The organism is Streptomyces sp. NPDC054975, assembly GCF_053609105.1.
Genome location: NZ_JBSGWV010000030.1, coordinates 32,243 through 52,042, shown reverse-complemented (window position 1 = coordinate 52,042; position 19,800 = coordinate 32,243). Strand labels below are relative to the sequence as shown.

At 70.2% G+C, this 19,800-nt stretch carries 13 protein-coding genes; 8 read left to right on the top strand and 5 right to left on the bottom strand.

Translation table 11 applies throughout. The features are described from left to right. Positions 1–111 precede the first annotated feature (111 nt). Entirely contained in the window at positions 112–411 is a 300-nt protein-coding gene (locus ACWF79_RS23975) for a carbohydrate-binding module family 14 protein (RefSeq protein WP_453730187.1), read from the top strand. 448 nt (positions 412–859) lie between these two features. Next, positions 860–2,254, top strand: a complete 1,395-nt coding sequence (locus ACWF79_RS23970) for a hypothetical protein (protein ID WP_453730186.1) — start codon at positions 860–862, stop codon at positions 2,252–2,254. Here the strand turns inward: ACWF79_RS23970 and ACWF79_RS23965 are convergent. The 4 genes from ACWF79_RS23965 to uppS form a co-directional block, all read right to left on the bottom strand. After that, the gene (locus tag ACWF79_RS23965) at positions 2,229–2,738 is read right to left on the bottom strand and encodes a twin-arginine translocation signal domain-containing protein (protein ID WP_453730210.1); all 510 of its coding nucleotides are present in this window, start codon (positions 2,736–2,738) and stop codon (positions 2,229–2,231) included. The genes ACWF79_RS23970 and ACWF79_RS23965 overlap by 26 nt on opposite strands. A gap of 720 nt (positions 2,739–3,458) precedes the next feature. Then, on the bottom strand, positions 3,459–4,109 hold the full coding sequence (locus ACWF79_RS23960) for an HAD family hydrolase (RefSeq protein ID WP_453730185.1): 651 nt from the start codon (positions 4,107–4,109) through the stop codon (positions 3,459–3,461). Continuing rightward, on the bottom strand, positions 4,106–5,674 hold the full coding sequence (locus tag ACWF79_RS23955) for a hypothetical protein (protein WP_453730184.1): 1,569 nt from the start codon (positions 5,672–5,674) through the stop codon (positions 4,106–4,108). The genes ACWF79_RS23960 and ACWF79_RS23955 overlap by 4 nt, the downstream gene beginning before the upstream one ends. Before the next feature lie 55 nt (positions 5,675–5,729). After that, entirely contained in the window at positions 5,730–6,434 is a 705-nt protein-coding gene (gene uppS, locus ACWF79_RS23950; protein ID WP_453730183.1) for a polyprenyl diphosphate synthase, read from the bottom strand. Between the two features lie 609 nt (positions 6,435–7,043). Here uppS and ACWF79_RS23945 point away from each other — a divergent pair. The 6 genes from ACWF79_RS23945 to ACWF79_RS23920 all read left to right on the top strand — a co-directional run bounded on the left by ACWF79_RS23945 (position 7,044) and on the right by ACWF79_RS23920 (position 18,007). Further along, positions 7,044–7,436, top strand: coding sequence for a hypothetical protein (locus tag ACWF79_RS23945; protein WP_453730182.1), 393 nt, complete (start codon positions 7,044–7,046; stop codon positions 7,434–7,436). A 423-nt stretch (positions 7,437–7,859) separates the two neighbouring features. Further along, positions 7,860–8,012, top strand: a complete 153-nt coding sequence (locus ACWF79_RS23940; protein WP_453730181.1) for a hypothetical protein — start codon at positions 7,860–7,862, stop codon at positions 8,010–8,012. A gap of 797 nt (positions 8,013–8,809) precedes the next feature. Next, positions 8,810–10,381 (top strand): sigma-70 family RNA polymerase sigma factor, encoded by a 1,572-nt coding sequence (locus ACWF79_RS23935; protein ID WP_453730180.1) that lies wholly within the window; start codon positions 8,810–8,812, stop codon positions 10,379–10,381. A 507-nt stretch (positions 10,382–10,888) separates the two neighbouring features. Beyond that, the gene (locus tag ACWF79_RS23930) at positions 10,889–13,252 is read left to right on the top strand and encodes a non-reducing end alpha-L-arabinofuranosidase family hydrolase (protein ID WP_453730179.1); all 2,364 of its coding nucleotides are present in this window, start codon (positions 10,889–10,891) and stop codon (positions 13,250–13,252) included. Between the two features lie 39 nt (positions 13,253–13,291). Then, the gene (locus ACWF79_RS23925) at positions 13,292–15,919 is read left to right on the top strand and encodes an RICIN domain-containing protein (RefSeq protein WP_453730178.1); all 2,628 of its coding nucleotides are present in this window, start codon (positions 13,292–13,294) and stop codon (positions 15,917–15,919) included. A 300-nt stretch (positions 15,920–16,219) separates the two neighbouring features. After that, positions 16,220–18,007, top strand: coding sequence for an ABC transporter ATP-binding protein (locus ACWF79_RS23920; protein WP_453730177.1), 1,788 nt, complete (start codon positions 16,220–16,222; stop codon positions 18,005–18,007). A 114-nt stretch (positions 18,008–18,121) separates the two neighbouring features. Here the strand turns inward: ACWF79_RS23920 and ACWF79_RS23915 are convergent, their stop codons facing one another. Continuing rightward, positions 18,122–19,423: a DUF418 domain-containing protein gene (locus ACWF79_RS23915; protein WP_453730176.1), complete on the bottom strand. Its 1,302-nt coding sequence runs from the start codon at positions 19,421–19,423 to the stop codon at positions 18,122–18,124. Positions 19,424–19,800: the final 377 nt, after the last annotated feature.

Below are 19,800 nucleotides of genomic sequence, written 5' to 3'. Positions count from 1 at the left end.
CGTCACCAGCAGGCGTCGGAGCCGTTCACGAGGAGGGCACCTGACGCCGGTGGCGATACGCCCCGGCCACCCACAGGTGCATCTGTGCCTGTTTCCGACGAAGGACCGATAATGATCAAGGCTTCCCGGACGGCGGCGTCCGCCCTCCTGGCTTTCGGCGTTCTGTGCTTGCCCGCGTACAGCGCCTCAGCGCAGACACTCAGCGCGTCTGTGGCTGCGGAGCAGTGCGAGCAGGAAGGCGACCTCTTGGCCAACCCAGACGACGCCCGTTCCTTCTTTCACTGCTCGCACGGCGTGGCGTACCTGAAACAGTGCCCGAGCATCCTCCACTTCAACCCGGTCCTGAAGGTCTGCGACTGGCCCGAGCATGCAGGAAACCTCGCCGCTGACCAGGGCACGGGCGGGCTCTGACCCAAGCAGATGAAACCTGAGCGCACTGGCTGGTGAACTTCGCCAGGCGAGCGCCACTCCGAGGTGCCGCAGACTGAGCGCCGTAGTTGGCGGTACGGGCCAATTACCGCGCTCAGCCACATCTTCACGCGATAGCCGAGGAGAGAGGTCTGCTTCGATCGGGGCGCCGGCGCCGTGAGGGACGTCCGTGCGCGGTTCGCTTGCCCGGTCTGCCTCCACTCCAGTCAGCCATTTCTGCCCGGCTCGTCACGATCTGATGGCCCCGTGGCAGGGCCGCCGCCCCTGTCAGGGAACCGGCGACGGTCTGCCGGATTCGTCAGCCGCGCGCACCCGTGGGTGCTACCGCGGGCAGGGGCGCTGGTGTTGATGATCACGAAAGTGCGCCCTTTCGGGTGTAGCCCGGGTAAGGCCGTCGGCCTGGGCGGGGGCGCGGCCACAGACTTTGATCATGTCGAAATTCCCGAGTGGACCCTTCACCATCGTCAACCAGGAGACCGGTCGCTGCCTGCGGGTGCGGCTCGGCAGAACGGTGGACCTCAGCGACTACAAGGAGGGCACCAAGTACCTGCTGAGCCGGACCTACCCTCCGCTCCTTGAGCTGGGGCCGGCCGACGGCACCAAGGCCACCGCCTGGTACTACCGGTCACACGACGATGCGCTGGAGCGTCGGCCGTTTAACCAGATCGCCAGCACTGCGGTCACCGACTTGCAGAACATCGGCGACCACTGCGTGTGGATGTACAGCGACCCGCTCGCTGTGGAACGCGAAAAGGTCTTCCTGCAGGAGCGGTTCACCAACAGGCTCAACGACGCGACCGGGGATGCCGCGAAGCAGCTCCGTGCGCTGATCCCCGAGGAGTGGACCGCACAGGCCGCGCAGGACTACGAAGACGAGCTGGAGGACTGGAAGCGAGAGGGCTGGCACTTCGAAGGGGTGGTGGAGCGGCTCAACGGCAGGCAGGCGGTGCTGCTGGAGCGGCTTCGGCCGCAGCACGCCAAGCTGGTGGAGGCGGTTTCCGGGCACATGGACGCGATCATGCAGGCGTACCAGAGCTCAACGAGGAGCAGCATCAAGCACGCGGATGGAACACCATTTAACAGGAAGGAGACTCAGCAGCATTGGGAGCGCTCCCTGGAGGGCGGAGCCAAAATGGTGCAGGAAATCGAGATGCAGATGGAGCGCGCTGAGCCGCAGGAGCTGCAGGAGCTGCTGGAGATGCAGGTCGGCGTGATGAGCGGCTCCGGGGCAGAACTGATGAGTAGGCGGTTGGCCGGTCTCGGGTTGCCGTCACTGTTCGGGGAGGCGCTGGAGGAGGCGCGGCGCACCGAGCGGGCCCTGGTGGAGGCGCTCAAGGCGGAGGCGCCGGTGCGGGCGTGGCAGCGACGGGCCCCTGTCAAGGGCGTGGCGAGGTGGAACGACCGCTGCGCGCGCCTGGCGTTTCACGGGGAGGACAAGCTCAATGCCTTCGACAAGAAGTTCGTCGAGGCGATGCGCGGATACCTCACCGCGGCAGCCAAACAGGGGATCGCCAAGCCGGTGAGCAGTGTGGACTCGCCGACGGGGATGTACGGCTGCGGCGCCAAGCGGTACGGGGGCAGCACCTACCGGTGGGACTACGACGGCACCTACATCACCGCCTCGGACAGCAAGACCGTGCCATCGGAGCGGACCTACTGGACCGACAACGACGGCCTCCTGGTCGGCAAGGCCAAGGGCGGCCCCGGCCAGAAGTGGACCATCGCCCCCTACGAGGAGCCGGCCAAGACCGACAAGGCCGACGGCGAAGACATCTTCCTCACCGGCATGTTCGGACCACTCACCAGCATCCTCCGACTCGCATAACCCCCGGCCGATCGGGCTCTTCGACTGAGGAAAACCGGGCTCGTGCATGCTGCGGTAACGCGGCTTGCATGAGTCTGGCCGCGCACCGGCGGGCCGTCATACCACCGTCGGTAGCCCTTCGACCGAGGTCGAAGGTAAAACGCGATCCTGCCGCCCGGGGGCAGCCGGAGCAGGAACTCATGCCGCACACGACCGGCAAGCGGATCAGCACCTTGAAGTCGATTCTGAGGGCTCCCCGGATGTTCAGCGTCAGGGCCGCGTTGGCGGCGTGCACGCTGCACGGGATGTCCTCCCCGACCGGAGGCATGGGAATGGGCGTCATCGGGGTCGGCGGCGTGGGGGCTCCGGGGGTCGACTTCCCGGCCTGCGCGTGCGGCCGAACGGCGTGGGCGTTGCCCGAGAACAGCACTCCGGTGCCGACGGCAGCGGCTGCGGCCGCTACTCCCCTCAAGAACCCGCGGCGATCCCGCACGGAACTGGCCATGTCACGTTCAGTCATCCGACTGGTCTCCCTTTCTCCACTGCGACTGGGTAAGCCGGCCGCTCTCAGGACCACGACGCCGACGCTGGACGCGCCCGCCGCCGCTACCACGAGAAGGGCAAGATTCCCGAGCGATCAGACGGAGAATGCCTGGTCCGGTCATCAGTCACGGCCATTGCTCCGAAGAGCGCCACGGGTGTCCTCCCGCCGCCTGAATGTGTGGCGCAGGCTTGTTGGCAACAGTCGGAGCAGATTCCGGGTGATCAGGAGACTATTGCGCTCAGTAGTTGGGGGTGGCGCAGCTTAGCTGGCAAGCCATGGTCGCGGACGGTGATCCGCATGAGCGGGGAACTGCTTGGTGTGATCAGGAAGCAACTGCGGAGGTACGCCGTGAGTGCTTCCACCGCTTCAGTGGCCGTACCCCGCGCGGCAGGCAAACGCTCCCAGGCCGCGCGTAGTCGAAAAGCGCGCGGGCAGAGCGCGGCCGAGGCAGGGCTGTGACGTCGTGCGCGGCGCGGCACAACTCCGCCATGTCCGCCTCCCCTCCCCCTGGGCTCGTACCGGACAATGCGGGATGTGCGTACCTGGTAACCGGCCGGCACGGCTGGCCCTTCGGCGGCTCCTGACGGAGTGGCAGTTGGTGACCTGGGTGGGACGTGCCGGTGGCGTGGGTGCCGGCGTGCTGCGCCGATGGGTGCGAGCGCGCGGCTGTCGTTGTGCCGCTCAGGGGTGCTGCGGGTTCCAGGTGGTGTGGCGGACGTCGATGACGGGGATGCCGGCGGTGAGGGCGGAGGTGATGCCGTCGTCGGTGTTCTCGAAGGCTAGGCACTGGCCGGGGGCTTGGGCCAGGGCGTGGGCGGCGAGGTGGTAGGCGTCGGGGGCGGGCTTGAGGCGGGTGACGTGCTCGCGGGCGACGAGGGTCTCGAACAGGTCGTCGAGGCCGGTGAGCTTGAGTGCGGCGCGGACGAGCCGGCCATCGTTGGCGGTGGCGATCGCGACGGGCAGGCCGGCGGCCAGGTGCCGGGCGGCGGCCGCGACGCGCGGCATCGGACGGATGCGGTGGGCGCGGGTGAGCCAGTGGGCGCGGGTCCGGTCGACGAACTGGGCGTCGGTGCCCGGCAGGTCGATGCCGAGGTCGTCGCGCAGCCGGGTGCGCAGTACCGTCAGGTCCGCCAGGGTGGTGGTGTGGAGCCAGGTGTCGGGGACGGTGATGTGGAGGTCGGTGAAGCTGGCGCGGATGGCGTCGGTGTTGAGGGCGTCGGTGTCGACGAGGGTGCCGTCGAAGTCGAAGATCACTGCTGCCGGGTTGAGGGCGGCGAGGAGTTCGCAGTCCTCGTGGCGCAGTTGCGGTTGCGGGGTGGTGGCGGGGTTCACCGGCGGCTGCTCTCGCTGGTGTGGTGGGTGAGGGCGTCGCGCAGTCCGCGGGCGGCCAGGGCGTGGACTTGGGCGGGGGTGACGGAGAGGAAGGGGCGGGGGCCGGTCATGATCGGCCGGTCGTGCCAGGTTCCCTCGCCGGTCTGGGTCCTGGTGAGAAAGTGCACGGCCCGCTCCACCGCGGCCAGGTTCGTGTCGTGGCCGCCGTCGGTGAAGGCGGTGAGGGCGGTGAGGGCGAGACCGGTTGCGGTGGGGCTGGAGTAGGTCTCGTCCGGCAGGCGGGGCCATCCGCCGTCCTCGCGCTGAGCATGCAGCAGCGCGTGGACGGTCTCGTGCTGCTGGGGTGGGGTGGCGAAGTGGGCGGCGATCTCGGCGGCGCCGTAGGCCGGCGGGACGTACCAGTCGCTGGGCCAGTGCCCGCCCTTGGCCTGGGCGGTGAGCCAGCGGCGGGCGGGGGCGAGGTCGACGCCGGGCAGGGCGGTGGCGGCGGTGCCGGCGGCCATGTGGGCGGTGACGTCTGGCGTAGGGGTGTCGTCGCTGGAGTGCCACGTCGTCCACAGCCCTTCCGGCGTCTGGAGGCGGTGGGCATAGTCGGCGGCGGCGGCGCGGCCGTGGTCGGTCCAGGGGCTGTCGGCGAGGGCGAGGAGGGTGTTTCCGGTGGTGTCGTTGTCGGACTCCATCTCGGCGTTGCACGCCCAGCCGCCGTCCTGGTTCTGCGCCGCGTGCAGGTAGGCCAGGGCACCGGGAAGGGCGGCGCGGTCGAAGTGTGGCTGGCCGCGCAGGGCGCGGACCATCAGGCCGGTGTCCCAGATGTCGGCGACCAGGAACCGCCAGGTGCCGTCCGGATGCTGGCTGGCCAGCAGGCCCTGAAGGCAGTGCCGGGTCACCGGATGGCCTGGGGCGGTGAGGTTCAGTGCCAGGTGGACCATGCCGGTGACGAACGGCATGGCGTAGAAGGTGCCGTCGGCGGATTGCGCCCGCCCGTACTCCTCCGCCGTGGCCGGGTTGGCCGGCTGTCCGAGCGTGTGGCGGGCGATGGCCTCGAAGGCCAGCAGCATCGCCCGCTGCCAGGGCTTGACCCGGGCGGCGGCCCCCGCCTGCAGGGCCCGGCGGGCATCTGTCAGCAACCGGTGCGGGTCGGCTCCCGGGGCTTGGACGGCGCAGGCGACGGCGTGCAGGTACATGGCCCGCCTCGCGTGCGGCCCCTGCGGCGTCGGCGGGTGCGCGAGCGCCGCCGGGCCGCCGGTGGTGACGGTGACGAGCCACCGGTCGGCGGCCGTCACGAACGCGTCGTGCTGCTGCGGCTCGGCTCGCACCAGCCATTCCACAGCCCGGGTATGCGCCTCCTTCGCGCCCTGGACGCCGGCCAGGGAGGAGGCGACCACGGCGGTCTCGAGGATCCGTGGCTCGGCCGGCACATGCCAGCCCCCGTCCGCGGCCTGGGTGGCGACGGCGAACTCCGCTGCCCTCGCCAGGGCGTCCACCGCCCCGGCCCACACTCCTGCCGTACCGCCGCTGCCGGGCGAAGAAAGCGCCTTGACCGACACACCGACCGAACCGCTCATCCCCGCCCCTTCACACGACGACTTACCCGTACACCGCACCGTGCGGGCCGGCTGTTCAAGCACCCAGACGGCGCTGCCGCGACCCGTAGGCGGCCAGCGCCGATTCCAGGTCCGCGCGGCCGAAGTCCGGCCACAGCTTCTCGCTGAAGAACCACTCCGCCTGTGCCGCCTGCCAGGGCATGAACCCGGAGGTGCGCATCTCCCCGGAGGTACGCACCACCAGATCCGGATCGGGCTGACCGGCTGTCGACAGCTGCCGGGAGAAGAACTCCTCCGTCACCTCGCCGCCCCCGGCGGCAAGGACGGCGGCGGCACGCTGGACCGCCGCCAGGATCTCCGCCCGCCCGCCGTAGCCCACGCCCAGGTTCACCCGCAGACCCTCCCGGTCGGCGCTCGCCTCCTGCGCCCGCGCCAACGCCTCGACGAGGTAGGCGGGCAACAGCGCCGGATCACCGACGTGACCGATCCGCCAGCCGGGCTCCGCGAGCAGCACCGCCAGCAGGTCCCGGACCGCCGAGAAGCCGTGCAACCGCTCCTCCTCCGACCGCTTGCGCACGTTCTCGTCCGAGATCATGAAGAACGAGACCACGCGGATCCCGCTCTCCTGACACCACCTCAGAACGTCGGGGATCCGTCCGAACCCGTGCCGGTGCGCCTGCGACGGCGCCAGTCTGTGCTGTCTGGCCCAGCGCCGGTTCCCGTCCGGGAGAAGCGCCAGATGACGCGGCCTGGGCAGCGCCGCCGAAACTTGCGAGGACACGCGATCCCCCTGTCGTCCGTACGGAGATCCCTTTCAATCCGACCATGGCACCTCCCACGGCGCGGGCGGCAGGCTGGCTTCGGAAACCATCCGAACTGCCGAAAAAACGATCGGACTCGACCGCTTCCTTCGCATTCCGATTTCTGGGGCTTCCTATTCTTTGCGCCCGGGAGGCACCCGCGGGGGCCATCGAGCAGTAGGGACAAGCGCTCTCCCGGGTATCCCAGCCGAGTGTCCTGCGCGGCTGTCTGCAACTTCACCGCGGCCGCGGTCTGCCTGCAGGAAGGGCCGTCGTGCCCGTCCTCGGTGACTGGGGCGGCAACCACGCCGACAACTGCAGGAACGGCAACGTCATCGACCACGCGCTGGGGGCAGAACAGTCCCGGGCGAAGCGTGTGCTGGTCGACAGGGGTGGGGGTATGCCGCCCCGGTCAACCCGACGGCCCTACCGCAGACCGATCCGGTGACCTACCGGCGAGCGCACGGCGGGGCCGGGCTCGGTTCCTTGCCCGGGACCGAGGCCCTTCCTGGGGTCCGGCTCATGAGCATCCCCACCGAGCCGATCGGCAGCATCCCCGGGCCCCGCGCCCTTGTGGACGCGATCGCCGGGTGCATGCCGCAGGGCGGCTGAGCGCCGCGGACCTGAAGAAGGTCCAGGACCAGGCCGTTGCCGAAACCCTGGCCAGGCTGGAGCAGGCGGGCAGCCCGGTCGTCGTCGACGGCGACCAGGCCAAGTCCAGCTCGATCACGTACCCCCTCCCGGGCATGACGACCCTCGCCCCCGACGGCGTCGTCATCCCCTACGCCGACGGCCACACCCGGCAGCTGCCCCGCCTCACCGAAGGGCCCTTCCGTTACCAGGTCCGCGCCGACACCTACCTCCGCGCCGCCATCGAGCACGCCGATCGCCCGGTCAAGCAGGCCGTCGTCGCCCCCTCCGCCCCCTCAGCCTGTTGTACCCGGCCGACGGCATCGCCGGATACTCCCGCGAGGCGTTCCTGAGCGATGTCGCCGGCGAGTCGGAGGCCGAGATCCGCGCCTGTCTCGACGCGGGCCCGGCCTGCGTCCGGCTGGACTTCACCGAGGCCCGCCTGTCGCTGTCCCCGTCCGGCGAGATCCTCGACGACTTCATCGCCCTCAACAACGAGGTCCTCGGACGCTTCAGCGAGCAGGAGCGGGCCCGGCTCGGCGTACACACCTGCCCGGGAGGGGACCAGGACTCCACGCACAGCCTCGACGTCGACTACGCAGACCTGCTGCCGAAGCTGTTCCGGCTCAGGGCCGGCAACTTCTACCTCCAGCTCGCGAGTGAGCCGGAGCCCGACCGCGTACTCAAGCTCATCGCCGCATACCTGTCCCCCGGCATGCGTGTGTTCGTCGGCGTCATCGACCCCATCGACCCCCCGGGTCGAGACTGCCGAGGAGGTGAAGGAGCGAGTCCTGGAGACCGCCAAACACATCCCCGTCGACCAGCTCGGCACCTGCGACGACGCCGGCTTCTCCCCCTGGTCCGACGACACCTCGACCTCCTGCGAGATCGCCTTCGCCAAGATCGAGGCCCGCGTGCGCGGCACATGACTCGCCGCCGAGGCCCTCGGCCTGTAACCGGTCCGTTGTACGCGATGGTGGGCAGCCAGGGGCGTTGGCGTCATGCTTCTCGGCCGGCTCGGGGAGCACGGCCGTGGCCCAGAGCGCGGTCGACGCAAGCCGTCGCGGCCAGCGGTGTCGAGTGGAGGGCTCGTCGAGGACGGTCCGGGCGCGGTTCAGGTGGTCGGCGGCGGCGTATTCGGCCCAGGCACAGCCGTCGGCACGCTCGACCAGGTCTGCTACCTCGGGAACCTCGGCAGCGCATGGCCTCGGATGTTGTCCGACCGTGCGTCAGTGATCGCACGTAACGCCCATCGTGCACGTAATGCACATTGATCTTACGTCCGTTTTGCGTCTCGCCTGCCGCTGACCTGCGGGTTTCTTTGACCTGTTTTGTGTAGACCTGTTTCTTGTGACGCATCATGTGGAGTGCGTCGCGATCCTCGAGCCGGTGAAGAAGGACGCCTGACCTGGCGTTTCTCCGAGTGTGCATGATGGGCGTCACGTGCGTCAGGTGCGATGTGCAGACGCGTGTCTGACGCACGTGACGCACGTGTGACGCACGAACGGCACGGTTTCTGATGGATCGTCATGCGTGGTTCTGCTGTAGACGGAGGAGCCCACGGTCGGCGCGGTGGGCCCTCCGGAGGGGTGAGGAGGCCGGTTGGTGAGTCGGCGGCCGACCTCCTGGTTCGCCTTGCAGCAGTGACGTTCCGTTCCTTCGCCGACGCTAAGGTGTGGCGCCGTACTCGGCGGATCTTTCCACTGAAGAGGTGGCAATGGGGCTCATGGACGCGGATCACGCGGAGCTGGTCGTCGCGGCGCAGGCCGGTGACGATCGGGCGCGCGAGAAGCTGATCGCCGCGTACCTGCCGTTGCTCTACAACATCGTCGGGCGAGCGCTGAGCGGACATGCCGACGTCGACGACGTCGTACAGGAGACCCTGCTGCGTGTGGTGCGCGACCTGCCCGCCCTGCGTGCCCCGGAAAGCTTCCGGTCCTGGCTGGTGTCCATCACGCTCCGCCAGATCAATACCCACTGGCACCGTCAACGCACTCTCGCCGATCGAACCACGGTCATCGACGAGGCACTCCAGGTACCCAACGCCGGCGGCGCGCTCGAGGATGTGACGGTCCTGCGTCTGCACCTGTCGGACGAACGCCGTCACGCGGTCGAAGCCGGCCGGTGGCTCGACCCGGATCATCGGGTGCTGCTGTCGCTGTGGTGGCAGGAATGCGCCGGCTTGCTGAGCCGTCAGGACATCGCCGACGCGATGGGGCTCAGTGTCGCCCACACCGGAGTACGCCTGCAGCGCATGCGCGAGCAGCTGGAACTGAGCCGGACGATCGTCACCGCGCTGGAGGCGGACCCGCGCTGTCCGGGCCTGAACGAGACCGTCGTCGGCTGGGACGGTCTGCGTACATCCGTGTGGCGCAAGCGGATCGCGCGGCACACCCGCGACTGCCCAATCTGCACGGTGACGACGACAGAACGGGTCCCGGCAGAGCTGCTGCTCCTCAGCCTCGCGCCGCTGGCCGTCCCGGCCGCGCTCGTCGCCGCGCTGACCGCCAAGGGTCTGTTGTCGGGTACGGCCGCGAGCGCCGCCGGGCTGGCCACGGCACACGTCGCCGCCGGCGCGGCGACGGGGGGAGGCGGTCTGCACGGCTCGCTGCTCGGCAAACTCCACGCGGTGACCGCCCATCCGGTGGCGAGCCTCGCCACCGGCGCGATACTCGTCGCCGGGACCGCCACCTACGCGGCCTGGCCCGAACCGGCGCCGCGGGTGCCCGGCGTCATCGCCGCTCCCACGGTCGCCGCTTCCGCGAGCGGTACTCCCACCGTCGGTACCCCCACGCCGATCCCGTCGCCCACCACCCCGCCGGCCACACCGTCCCCGGTGGGTCCGACCGCCGTCACCGGCACTGTTCCGCTGGGCGCGCGGTCGCTGGAGTCCGTGGACCGGCCCGGCCTGTTCGTCACGTACGGCGGCGACTTCACGGCGCTCGGCCAGGTTTCCGCCTCAAGCGGCGAGCGGGCACGGCAACGGGCCACCTTCACGGTCGTCAGGGGACTGGCCGACACAGGGTGTGTCACCTTCCGCGCCGCGGACGGCCGGTATCTGCGCCACCATTACCTGCGGCTACGGCTGAGCACCGACGACGGCAGTGAGCTGTTCCGGGAAGACGCCACCTTCTGCCCGCGCCCCGGGGCGGTCGCCGGGTCGGTGACCCTGCACGCGCACAACTATCCCGGTTCTGTCATCCGCCACCGCGACGGCGGCATCTGGCTCGACGGCTCCGACGGCACTCGGGCCTTCTCCGGCCAGGCTTCCTTCATCGTGCGCGGGCCCTCGGCCTGAGGACCGCTCCTCGATCAGCAGGGACCTGGCCGTCTCGGTGACGGCGGGTGATCCCGCGGTACGGTCCCGCACCGTACTTTCTCCACCCGGCGGTGAGCCGGGTTCCGCAACCGAACCGGCTCCAGGCCATGGCGTCGACGGCTGCCTCGCCGTGGGCGGATTCCGGCCCTGATGAGCGGGTGCGGTGAGCGCCTCACCCCAGGGACGACCAGATCGCGCGGCCTGGCATAACGCTTTCCTCGTGCGAGATGCATCACCGGGCGATCGTCCCGGGTGGCGCGAGTTTTCCGTTACGAGACCGCGGGTCCTCAAGCCTCCACTTCAGGGGTGCCTTCCCGCCGCTCGCCCTGACGTGCCGGCGTGGCGGGTTTACCGGCTTCCCCCGTTGACCTGTCCCCTGAAGAAAGCCACTCCCATGACACGACACTCCGCGGCAGATCAGGCCGTCCTGGCCGACTCGCGCACGATCGCGGCACCCGGGACGACCCGTAGCCCCCGAGGAGAATCATGAACGGCCTGCACCGCATCAGCCGGCGTCGCCGGACACTGACGATCGGGCTGTCGGCCACGGCGCTGGTGGCCGGTGTCGTGACGTTCCTCCCCAGCTCCGCCGGAGCCGCGGGCCTGGGTACCCAGGCTGCCTCGTCGGGCAGGTACTTCGGCACCGCTGTAGCCGCCGGCAGGCTCGGCGACCCGACGTACACCGCGATAGCGGACCGGGAGTTCAACATGGTCACCCCGGAGAACGAGATGAAGTGGGACGCCATCGAACCGTCCCGCGGCAACTTTCAGTTCGGCCCCGCGGACCGGATCGTCAACCGCGCACTGGCGCGCGGCCAGCGCCTGCGCGGCCACACCACGGTCTGGCACTCGCAGCTCCCCACCTGGGTCAGCGCCATCCGCGACGCGGGCACGCTGCGCAGCGTGATGAACCATCACATCACGAAGCAGATGACCCACTACAAGGGCAAGATCTACGCCTGGGACGTCGTCAACGAGGCGTTCGCCGACGGTGGCAGCGGTCAACTCCGCGACTCGGTCTTCCAGAAGGTGCTCGGCGACGGTTTCATCGAGGGGGCGTTCCGCACCGCCCGGGCGGCCGACTCCTCCTCCAAGCTCTGCTACAACGACTACAACATCGAGAACTGGTCGGACGCCAAGACCCAGGGCGTCTACCGCATGGTCAAGGACTTCAAGTCCCGCGGCGTGCCCATCGACTGCGTCGGTTTCCAGAGTCACTTCGGGGCGGGCGGCCCGCCGGCGAGCTTCAGGACCACCCTGGCCAATTTCGCCGCCCTCGGCGTCGACGTCCAGATCACCGAGTTGGACATCGCCCAGGCGTCACCCACCCACTACGCGAACACGGTCAGCGCCTGCCTGTCCGTGGCACGGTGCACCGGCATCACGGTGTGGGGCGTCCGTGACAGCGACTCGTGGCGCAGCGGCGAGAATCCCCTGCTGTTCGACGACAACGGCAAGCCCAAGCCCGCGTACACCGCCGTCATGCGTGCGTTCAACTCCGGCTCAGGTACCTCCCCGGGCAAGCCGGCCGACCGTGCGGGGGAGATCAAGGGCGTGGCCTCCGGCCGCTGTATCGACATCCCCGGCTCCGCCACGGCCAACGGTACCCAGGCGCAACTGCGGGACTGCGGCGGACAGCCCAATCAGCGCTGGACCCACACCGCCGCCAAACAGCTGAAGGTCCACGGGAACAAGTGCCTGGACGCCAAGGGCAAGGGCACCGCCAACGGCACACCGGTGGTCGTCTGGGACTGCAACGGCGGCGCCAACCAGCAGTGGAACGTCAACACCGACGGCACGATCACCGGCGTCCAGTCCGGCCTGTGCCTCGACGCCATCGGCGCGGCCACCGCGAACGGCACCAGGATCCAGCTGTACACCTGCGCGTCCGTCGACAACCAGAAGTGGACGGCCCCGTCCGGGACGGGCAGCGGTACGTGTGCTCTTCCATCGACGTACAGGTGGAGTTCGACCGGTCCCCTCGCGCAGCCGTCGAACGGGTGGGCCGCGCTCAAGGACTTCACGCATGTGACGCTGGGCGGCAAGCACCTCGTCTACGCGTCGAGCGCGACGGGAACGTCTTACGGCTCGATGGCCTTCAGCCCCTTCACGAACTGGCCCGACTTGGCGGCGGCCGGCCAGACCAGGATGAGCCAGAACGCGGTGGCGCCCACCCTGTTCTACTTCGCGCCCAGGAAGATCTGGGTGCTGGCATACCAGTGGGGCGCGTCGCCCTTCAGCTACCGCACGTCGAGCGACCCCACCAACCCCCATGGCTGGTCCGCGCCGCAGCCGCTGTTCACCGGCAGCATCCCCCGCACCGAATCCGGCACCGGCCCGATCGACCAGACGCTGATCGCCGACGACCGGAACATGTACCTCTTCTTCGCCGGCGACAACGGCAAGGTCTACCGGGCGAGCATGCCGATCGGGAACTTCCCGGGCAACTTCGGCTCGTCGTACACGACGGTCATGAGCGACACCGCGAAGAACCTGTTCGAGGCGCCGCAGGTCTACAAGGTCCAGGGCCGGAACCAGTACCTCATGATCGTCGAAGCCCGGGGTGCGCACGAGCAGCGCTACTTCCGCTCCTTCACGGCCACCAGCCTGAGCGGCTCCTGGACCCCGCAGGCCGCCGACGAAAGCAACCCCTTCGCGGGCAAGGCCAACAGCGGTGCCACCTGGACCAACGACATCAGCCACGGTGATCTGATCCGCACCAACCCCGACCAGACCATGACCATCGACCCCTGCAACCTGCAGTTCCTCTACCAGGGCAAGTCCCCGCAGGCGGGCGGCCCCTACGACCAGCTGCCGTACCGGCCGGGCGTCCTGACCCTGCAGCGCTGACCCGCCCGACCCACGGTTGCACAAGGAGAAACACCCCCCATGAACAACCCAACGAACGGCCGGAGTCGCGGACGTCACCGTCGTCGCAGCACCGCCACCGCCCTGCTGCTCGCAGTGCCCGCCACCGTCGTGCCGTACCTCCTGTTCGTGCAGGACGACTCGCAGGCCGCGACGGTCGACGGCGATGCCTACTACCGGCTGGTCTCCGTACGCAGCGGCAAGGCGCTGGACGTCAACGCGTTCTCCACCGCCGACGGTACCCGCATCCAGCAATGGACCGACCAGAACACCGCCAACCAGCAGTGGAGGCTGAGGTCCACCGGCGACGGCTACTACGAGCTGGTGAACCGCAACAGCGGCAAGGTGCTCGGCATAGCGGGCGATTCGACCGCACAGGCGGCTGCCGCCGAGCAGCAGACCGACAGCTCCTCCGCATCCCAGGAGTGGCGGATCGACGACGTGAGCGGTTCCGACGCAGTCACCTTCACCTCCCGCAGGAGTGGCCAGGTCCTGGACGTCTCCGGAGGATCCACGGCCGACGGCGCGGCAGTCATCCAGTATCGCGGCCATGGCAGCACCAACCAGCAGTGGAAGCTGGTGAAGGCGGCCGCTGCCCCGTCGGCGGCGGCCGGCCCGTACACATGGCGGAACGCCCAGGTGGTCGGCGGCGGTTACGTCACGGGGCTGGTGTTCAACCCGCGCGAGAAGGGGCTGCTGTACGCGCGTACCGACATGGGTGGCGCCTACCGGTGGGACACCGGTGCCGAGCAGTGGATCCCGCTGACCGACTGGCTCGGCGAGAAGGACTGGAACCTGCTCGGCATCGACGCGGTGGCCACCGATCCCGTGGACCCGAACCGCCTCTACCTCGCTGCGGGCACCTACACCAACGAATGGGCCGGCAACGGCGCGATCCTGCGCTCCACCGACCGGGGCCGCACCTTCCAGCGCACTGATCTGCCGTTCAAGCTGGGCGGCAACGAGGACGGCCGCGGGGCGGGCGAGCGGCTCGTGATCGACCCCTCGGACCACCGCACCCTGCTGCTCGGCACCCGTAAGAACGGCCTGTGGCGCAGCACGGACAGCGGTATGACGTGGCGGCAGGTCTCCACGTTTCCCGTCAAGGACGGGGCGAGCAGCGGCGCGGGCATCTCCTTCGTGACGTACGGCCCGGCGGGCAGCAAGACGATCTACGTCGGCGTCGCCGACAGGTCCACCTCCCTGTACCGCTCCACCGACGGCGGCAGCACCTGGCAGGCCGTCCCCGGCCAACCCACCGGCCAGATGCCGCAGCACGGGGTGGTCTCCGGTGACGGCTCGCTGTACCTGACGTACACCAACGCCCTCGGACCCAACGGCGTGACGGCGGGCTCGGTGTGGAAGTACACGCCGCACGGCGGGACGTGGAAGAACATCTCCCCCTCGCAGGGCGCCTACGGGTTCTCCGGCCTGGCCGTCGATCCGAACAAGCCGTCCACCGTGATGGTCACCACTCTCGACCGCTGGTGGCCCGAGGACGAGATCTACCGCACCACCGACGGCGGCACGACCTGGAAGGCGCTGGCGGACAAGTCGGTGCGGAACGCCTCGGCCGCTCCGTACATCGGCACCCACACCGGGCACTGGATGACCGCCCTGGCCATCGACCCCTTCGACTCCCGGCACGTGCTGTACGGCACCGGCAACGGCATCTGGCGCAGCAAGGACGCCGACGCCACCGACAACGGCGGCACCAGCCACTGGGCCGTGGGGGCGCGTGGCCTGGAGGAGACCGCGCTGATGGACGCGATCGCCCCGCCCGGCGGTGCCACCGTCATCACCGCCATGGGCGACCAAGGCGGTTTCCGCCACGACGACCTGACCAAGGTGCCCGCCGGGAGGCTGGGCAACCCGATGATGACCAACAGCACCGACATCGACTTCGCCCAGTCCAACCCCTCGGTCATGGTCCGTGTCGGCCGTGGCGGCGCGCAGGACGGTGCCTACTCCACCGACGGCGGCATCAGCTGGAACGGCTTCAAGGCGGAGCCGGTGGCCGGCGCCCAGGACGGGCGCGTCGCGCTCTCGGCGGACGGCTCGACCATCGTCTGGACCCAGGCCGGCCAGGCCCCGCACCGTTCGACCGACAAGGGGACGAGCTGGTCGAGGGTCGGGGGCCTGGGCACGAACGCCACGGTCGTCGCCGACCGCGCCGCGGCCAGGACGTTCTACTCCCTGTCCGGCGGCACGCTCCACGCCAGCACCGACGGCGGAGCGACCTTCACCGCCCGTGCCACCGGCCTTCCCGCCGATGGCCGGCTCACGGCCGTGCCCGGCGTCGCGGGGGACCTGTGGATCGCCGGCGGTGGTCAGGGGCTGCTGCACTCCACCGACGGCGGACGCACCTTCACCCCGCTCACCACGGTGAAGTCCGCCTCCGCCCTCGGCTTCGGCAAGGCGGCACCGGGCGCCTCCTACCAGGCCCTGTACATGATCGGCACCGTCAAGGACGTCACTGGCGTCTTCCGTTCCACCGACAAGGGCGCCACCTGGCTCCGCGTCAACGACGACGCCCACCAGTGGGGCAGCATCGCCGGCGTCGGCGTCATCACGGGCGACCCCGACACCTTCGGTCGCGTGTACGTCGGCACGAACGGGCGTGGTCTCCAGTACGGCGACTCGTCCTGACCCTCATGCCCTCGGTTCGGTGAGCAGCGGAGCCTGGCTCCGGCTCCGCTGCCCCCGCCAGATCCTTCGCCGGCTGTCGTTGCTCCGGTCACACCGTGTGCGGGCGGCTCCAGCCACATGGCGGGGGTGCACCCGACGATCGCCGGATGGCCGACGGTGCGCCCGGGCTCCCAGGCTGGTGGCATGACACGGCGTGCGTACGAGCGGGTGCCCGATACGGCGCGCAGGCCCGGGCCCTGTGAGGGCCGATGTCGCACGCCGCTACGAGGTGCGCGGCAATTCACCTAGGAAAGGCATCTTGTGAACACCGCATCCGCCCTGGAGGCGACGGGTGCCGAGTCCCTGCGCGTCCGCGAGACGCTCAAGGCGCTGTACGAGTACGTCCGCCCGCACCGGTGGACCGTCGCACTCGGTCTGCTGTTGGCGCTGGCAGGGGCCGCCGGCGGGCTGCTGCAGCCGCTGGCCACGAAGGCGCTCGTGGACCGGCTCTCGTCCGGCGGCACGCTCACCACCATCCTGCTGGCCCTGACCGTGCTGGTGCTGCTGAGCACGGTGGCCGAGGCGTTCGGCGCCTATGTGCTGGAGCGGACGGCGGAGTCGGTGGTCCTGGCCGCGCGCCGCAGCCTGATCGGCCGGCTGCTGCGGCTGCGGCTCTCGGCGGTGGACCGGATGCAGCCGGGCGATCTGATGTCGCGGGTCACCTCCGACACCACGCTGCTGCGGGCCGTGAGCACCCAGGCGGTGGTCAACGCAGCGACCGGGGCGCTCACGCTGGTCGCGGCGGTCGTGGTGATGGCCTTCCTGGACGCCGTGCTGCTCGGTGTCACCCTCGCCGTGGTCGCGGTCGTCGGGGCGGGTGCCGCCCTGGTGATGCCGAAGATCGGACAGGCCGCCGAGCGCTCCCAGGCCGCGGTCGGCGCGATGTCCACCGGCCTGGAGCGGGTCTTCGGCGCGTTCCGTACGGTGAAGGCGTCCGGCGCCGAGGAGCGGGAGACCGCCCGCGTCGAGGCGTCGGCCCGGCGTGCGTGGCGCCACGGCGTGCGCGGCGCGAAGTGGGAGGCCCTGCTGGGAACAGCGGACAACCTCGCCGTCGAGCTGGCGTTCCTCGCGGTGCTCGCGGTCGGCGGGGCGAGGGTGGCGTCCGGGGACATCCCCGTCTCCACGCTCATCGCCTTCCTGCTGTACCTGTTCTACCTGATGGAGCCGGTGTACAAGCTGGTCGAGGCGGCCTCCGCGTACCAGGAGGGCGCGGCCGCGATCGCCCGTATCAAGGAGGTGGACCGTCTGGACGCGGAGCCGCCCGCCACGTACAGGCCGGTGCGGATCGAGGTGCGTCCGGCGTCGGTCCGCTTCGAGGACGTGTCCTTCCGCTACGGGCCCGGGCTGCCCTACATCCACCAGCGGGTGGACTTCGAGGTGCCGGGGGCCGGGATGACGGCCTTCGTCGGGCCTTCGGGCGCCGGCAAGTCGACGGTCTTCTCGCTCATCGAGCGGTTCTACGACACGACCGGCGGGCGCATCCTGGTCGACGGCCAGGACATCCGGCAGTGGCCGCTGTCCGAACTGCGGTCCGTCATCGGGTACGTCGAGCAGGACGCGCCGGTTCTGGCCGGCACGCTGCGGGAGAACCTGGTCTTCAGCGCGTCCGGCGCGACGGACGACGAGATCCGTGCCGTCCTCGCCCGGACCAGGCTCGACACCCTCGTCGAGCGTCTCCCGCACCGCCTGGACACCCTGGTGGGGCACCGCGGCTCGAAGCTGTCCGGCGGCGAGCGCCAGCGGGTCGCCATCGCCCGCGCCCTGCTGCGCAAGCCCCGGTTGCTGCTCCTGGACGAGGCGACTTCGCAGCTCGACGCGGTCAACGAGCTGGCGCTGAGGGACGTCATCGCCGAGACGGCACGCGAGACCACCGTCCTGGTGGTGGCGCACCGTCTGTCCACGGTCACGGACGCCGACCGCATCGTCGTCATGGACGCCGGGTCGGTCCGCGCGATCGGCACCCACGAGGAGCTGGTGGCCGAGGACGAGCTGTACGCACAGCTGGCCAGGACCCAGCTCCTGACCCCGGCGGGGCGCCCCGCCGGGTGAGAGGAGTGCCCGAGAGCTGCCCCCGCCGCACGGCGGGGGCAGCTCTACAACACGTACGTGAGGGCCATCCGGGCCGGGGCGGGCCATGAGGGACTGCCCGCCCCGGCCGGGGTGTCATCGCACGTACTTCGCCGGCGTGGTGGCGGCGTTGAGCAGCGCCTCCAGCGGTCCGCGGCGGAAGAAGCGGGACCAGACCGCGGCGAACACGATCGCCCCGAGGATGAACGTCAGCACGGGGATCCAGGACGTCTGGGTGCTCTCGCCGGCCGATACACCGAGCATGGACTGGGCGAGGAAGTGGCCGACGTAAGCCGTCAGGGACATGGTGCCCACGGCGACGACCGGCTTCGCCAGACCGCGCAGGCGCGGCAGGCGGTCCATGAGCACCGTCGCACCGACGATCACGAGGATGGCCACGCCGACGCTGCCGATGATGTCGAACGTGGTGCCGCTGTGCGGCCCGGCGGACAGCAGTTCCGAGGCCGCCCGCTGGGAGGCCTCGAAGGATCCGCTGCCGAGCGACGACGCCTTCTCGAACCCGGCGGACGACGACTTCCCGCCCTCCGCCGTGCTCCGCAGAGCGTCCTCGCCCGCCAGGAGCAGGGAGAGGCCGTACGCGCCGGCGGCCAGGGTGGCGCCGAGCGCGGCCAGGCGCCGCTGGACGGAGACGGCCGAGAGGTCCAGGCGGGCCAGCGCCATGCCGGCGACGACGAACGACATCCAGCTGATCGCCGGGTAGAAGCCGGTGAGCAGCAGGTCGAGGACGCCGACCTCGCTGATCTTCTTGAGCGGGTCGTAGGCGTCGACGGTCTGCTGGACGGACTCGCTCAACCGCGAGTTCAGGAAGAACGCCAGCTGGGGTGTGACGAGCGCGAGCCCGGCCGCGGTGATCGCCAGTGCCTTGGCCGACAGCCGTAGCAGGGGCAGGGCGAGGAGGAAGTACACGCCGTAGAAGCCGAGGATGATCACGCCCCCGTACTCGATTGCCAGCACCGTGCCCAGGGCCAGCAGGACCACGGCGCGGATCGCGATCCGGACCTTCGCCTGCCGGCCCGCCAGGCCGGTCTTCGGCTCACGGCGCCCGGCCTGCCGGCCCGCCAGGCCGGTCTTCGGCTCACGGCGCCCGGCGATCAGCATCAGCGAGAACCCGGCGAGCGTGGCGAACAGCACCGACGAGTGCCCGTCGGCCAGATACCGGACCCAGGCGCCGATGCCGTGCGTGGACGACAGGACCGGGCCGATGTGGACGATGTACATACCGAACACCGCGAGCGCGCGGGCGAGGTCCACGCCGACCAGGCGTCCCATCGAGGGACCACGAGCTGGTTTCCCGGCGGAGTCGGGGGAGGCTGCGGGCGCGGGAGAGACGTTCTCCCGCGGGACCGGCGTCGCCTGCGGCGGCTGTATCCGTGTCATACGAGGAATCTCCCGGTGAGGTGGGGAGGCGGACCATCCGGCAGGTTTCGGTGGCACCCCCGCCGTCCGGCCGGGACCACCCCGCCGACCGGTGGGCCGGGGCGGACGGCTCAGAGGTGGCGGTCGATGGCGGGCAGGAGGTCGAGCACGGCGGGCGCCATCCGCCGACCCTCGGCCGCCGGCCTGCCGACCGGCCGGACCGCACCCCCCGAACGGCTGGAGCCGACCCGCCGGGTGTCCACAGTCGGTGGGCGATCACGTCACCGCGTACCCTGCCCGGCGTACGGTCGACGCCAGGCGAACCCGTACGAGCACGCGGGACCCCCGAATGCACGGGTCGCCGAGCAGCGGGACAGCGCAGACGAGAGTGTGAGGCG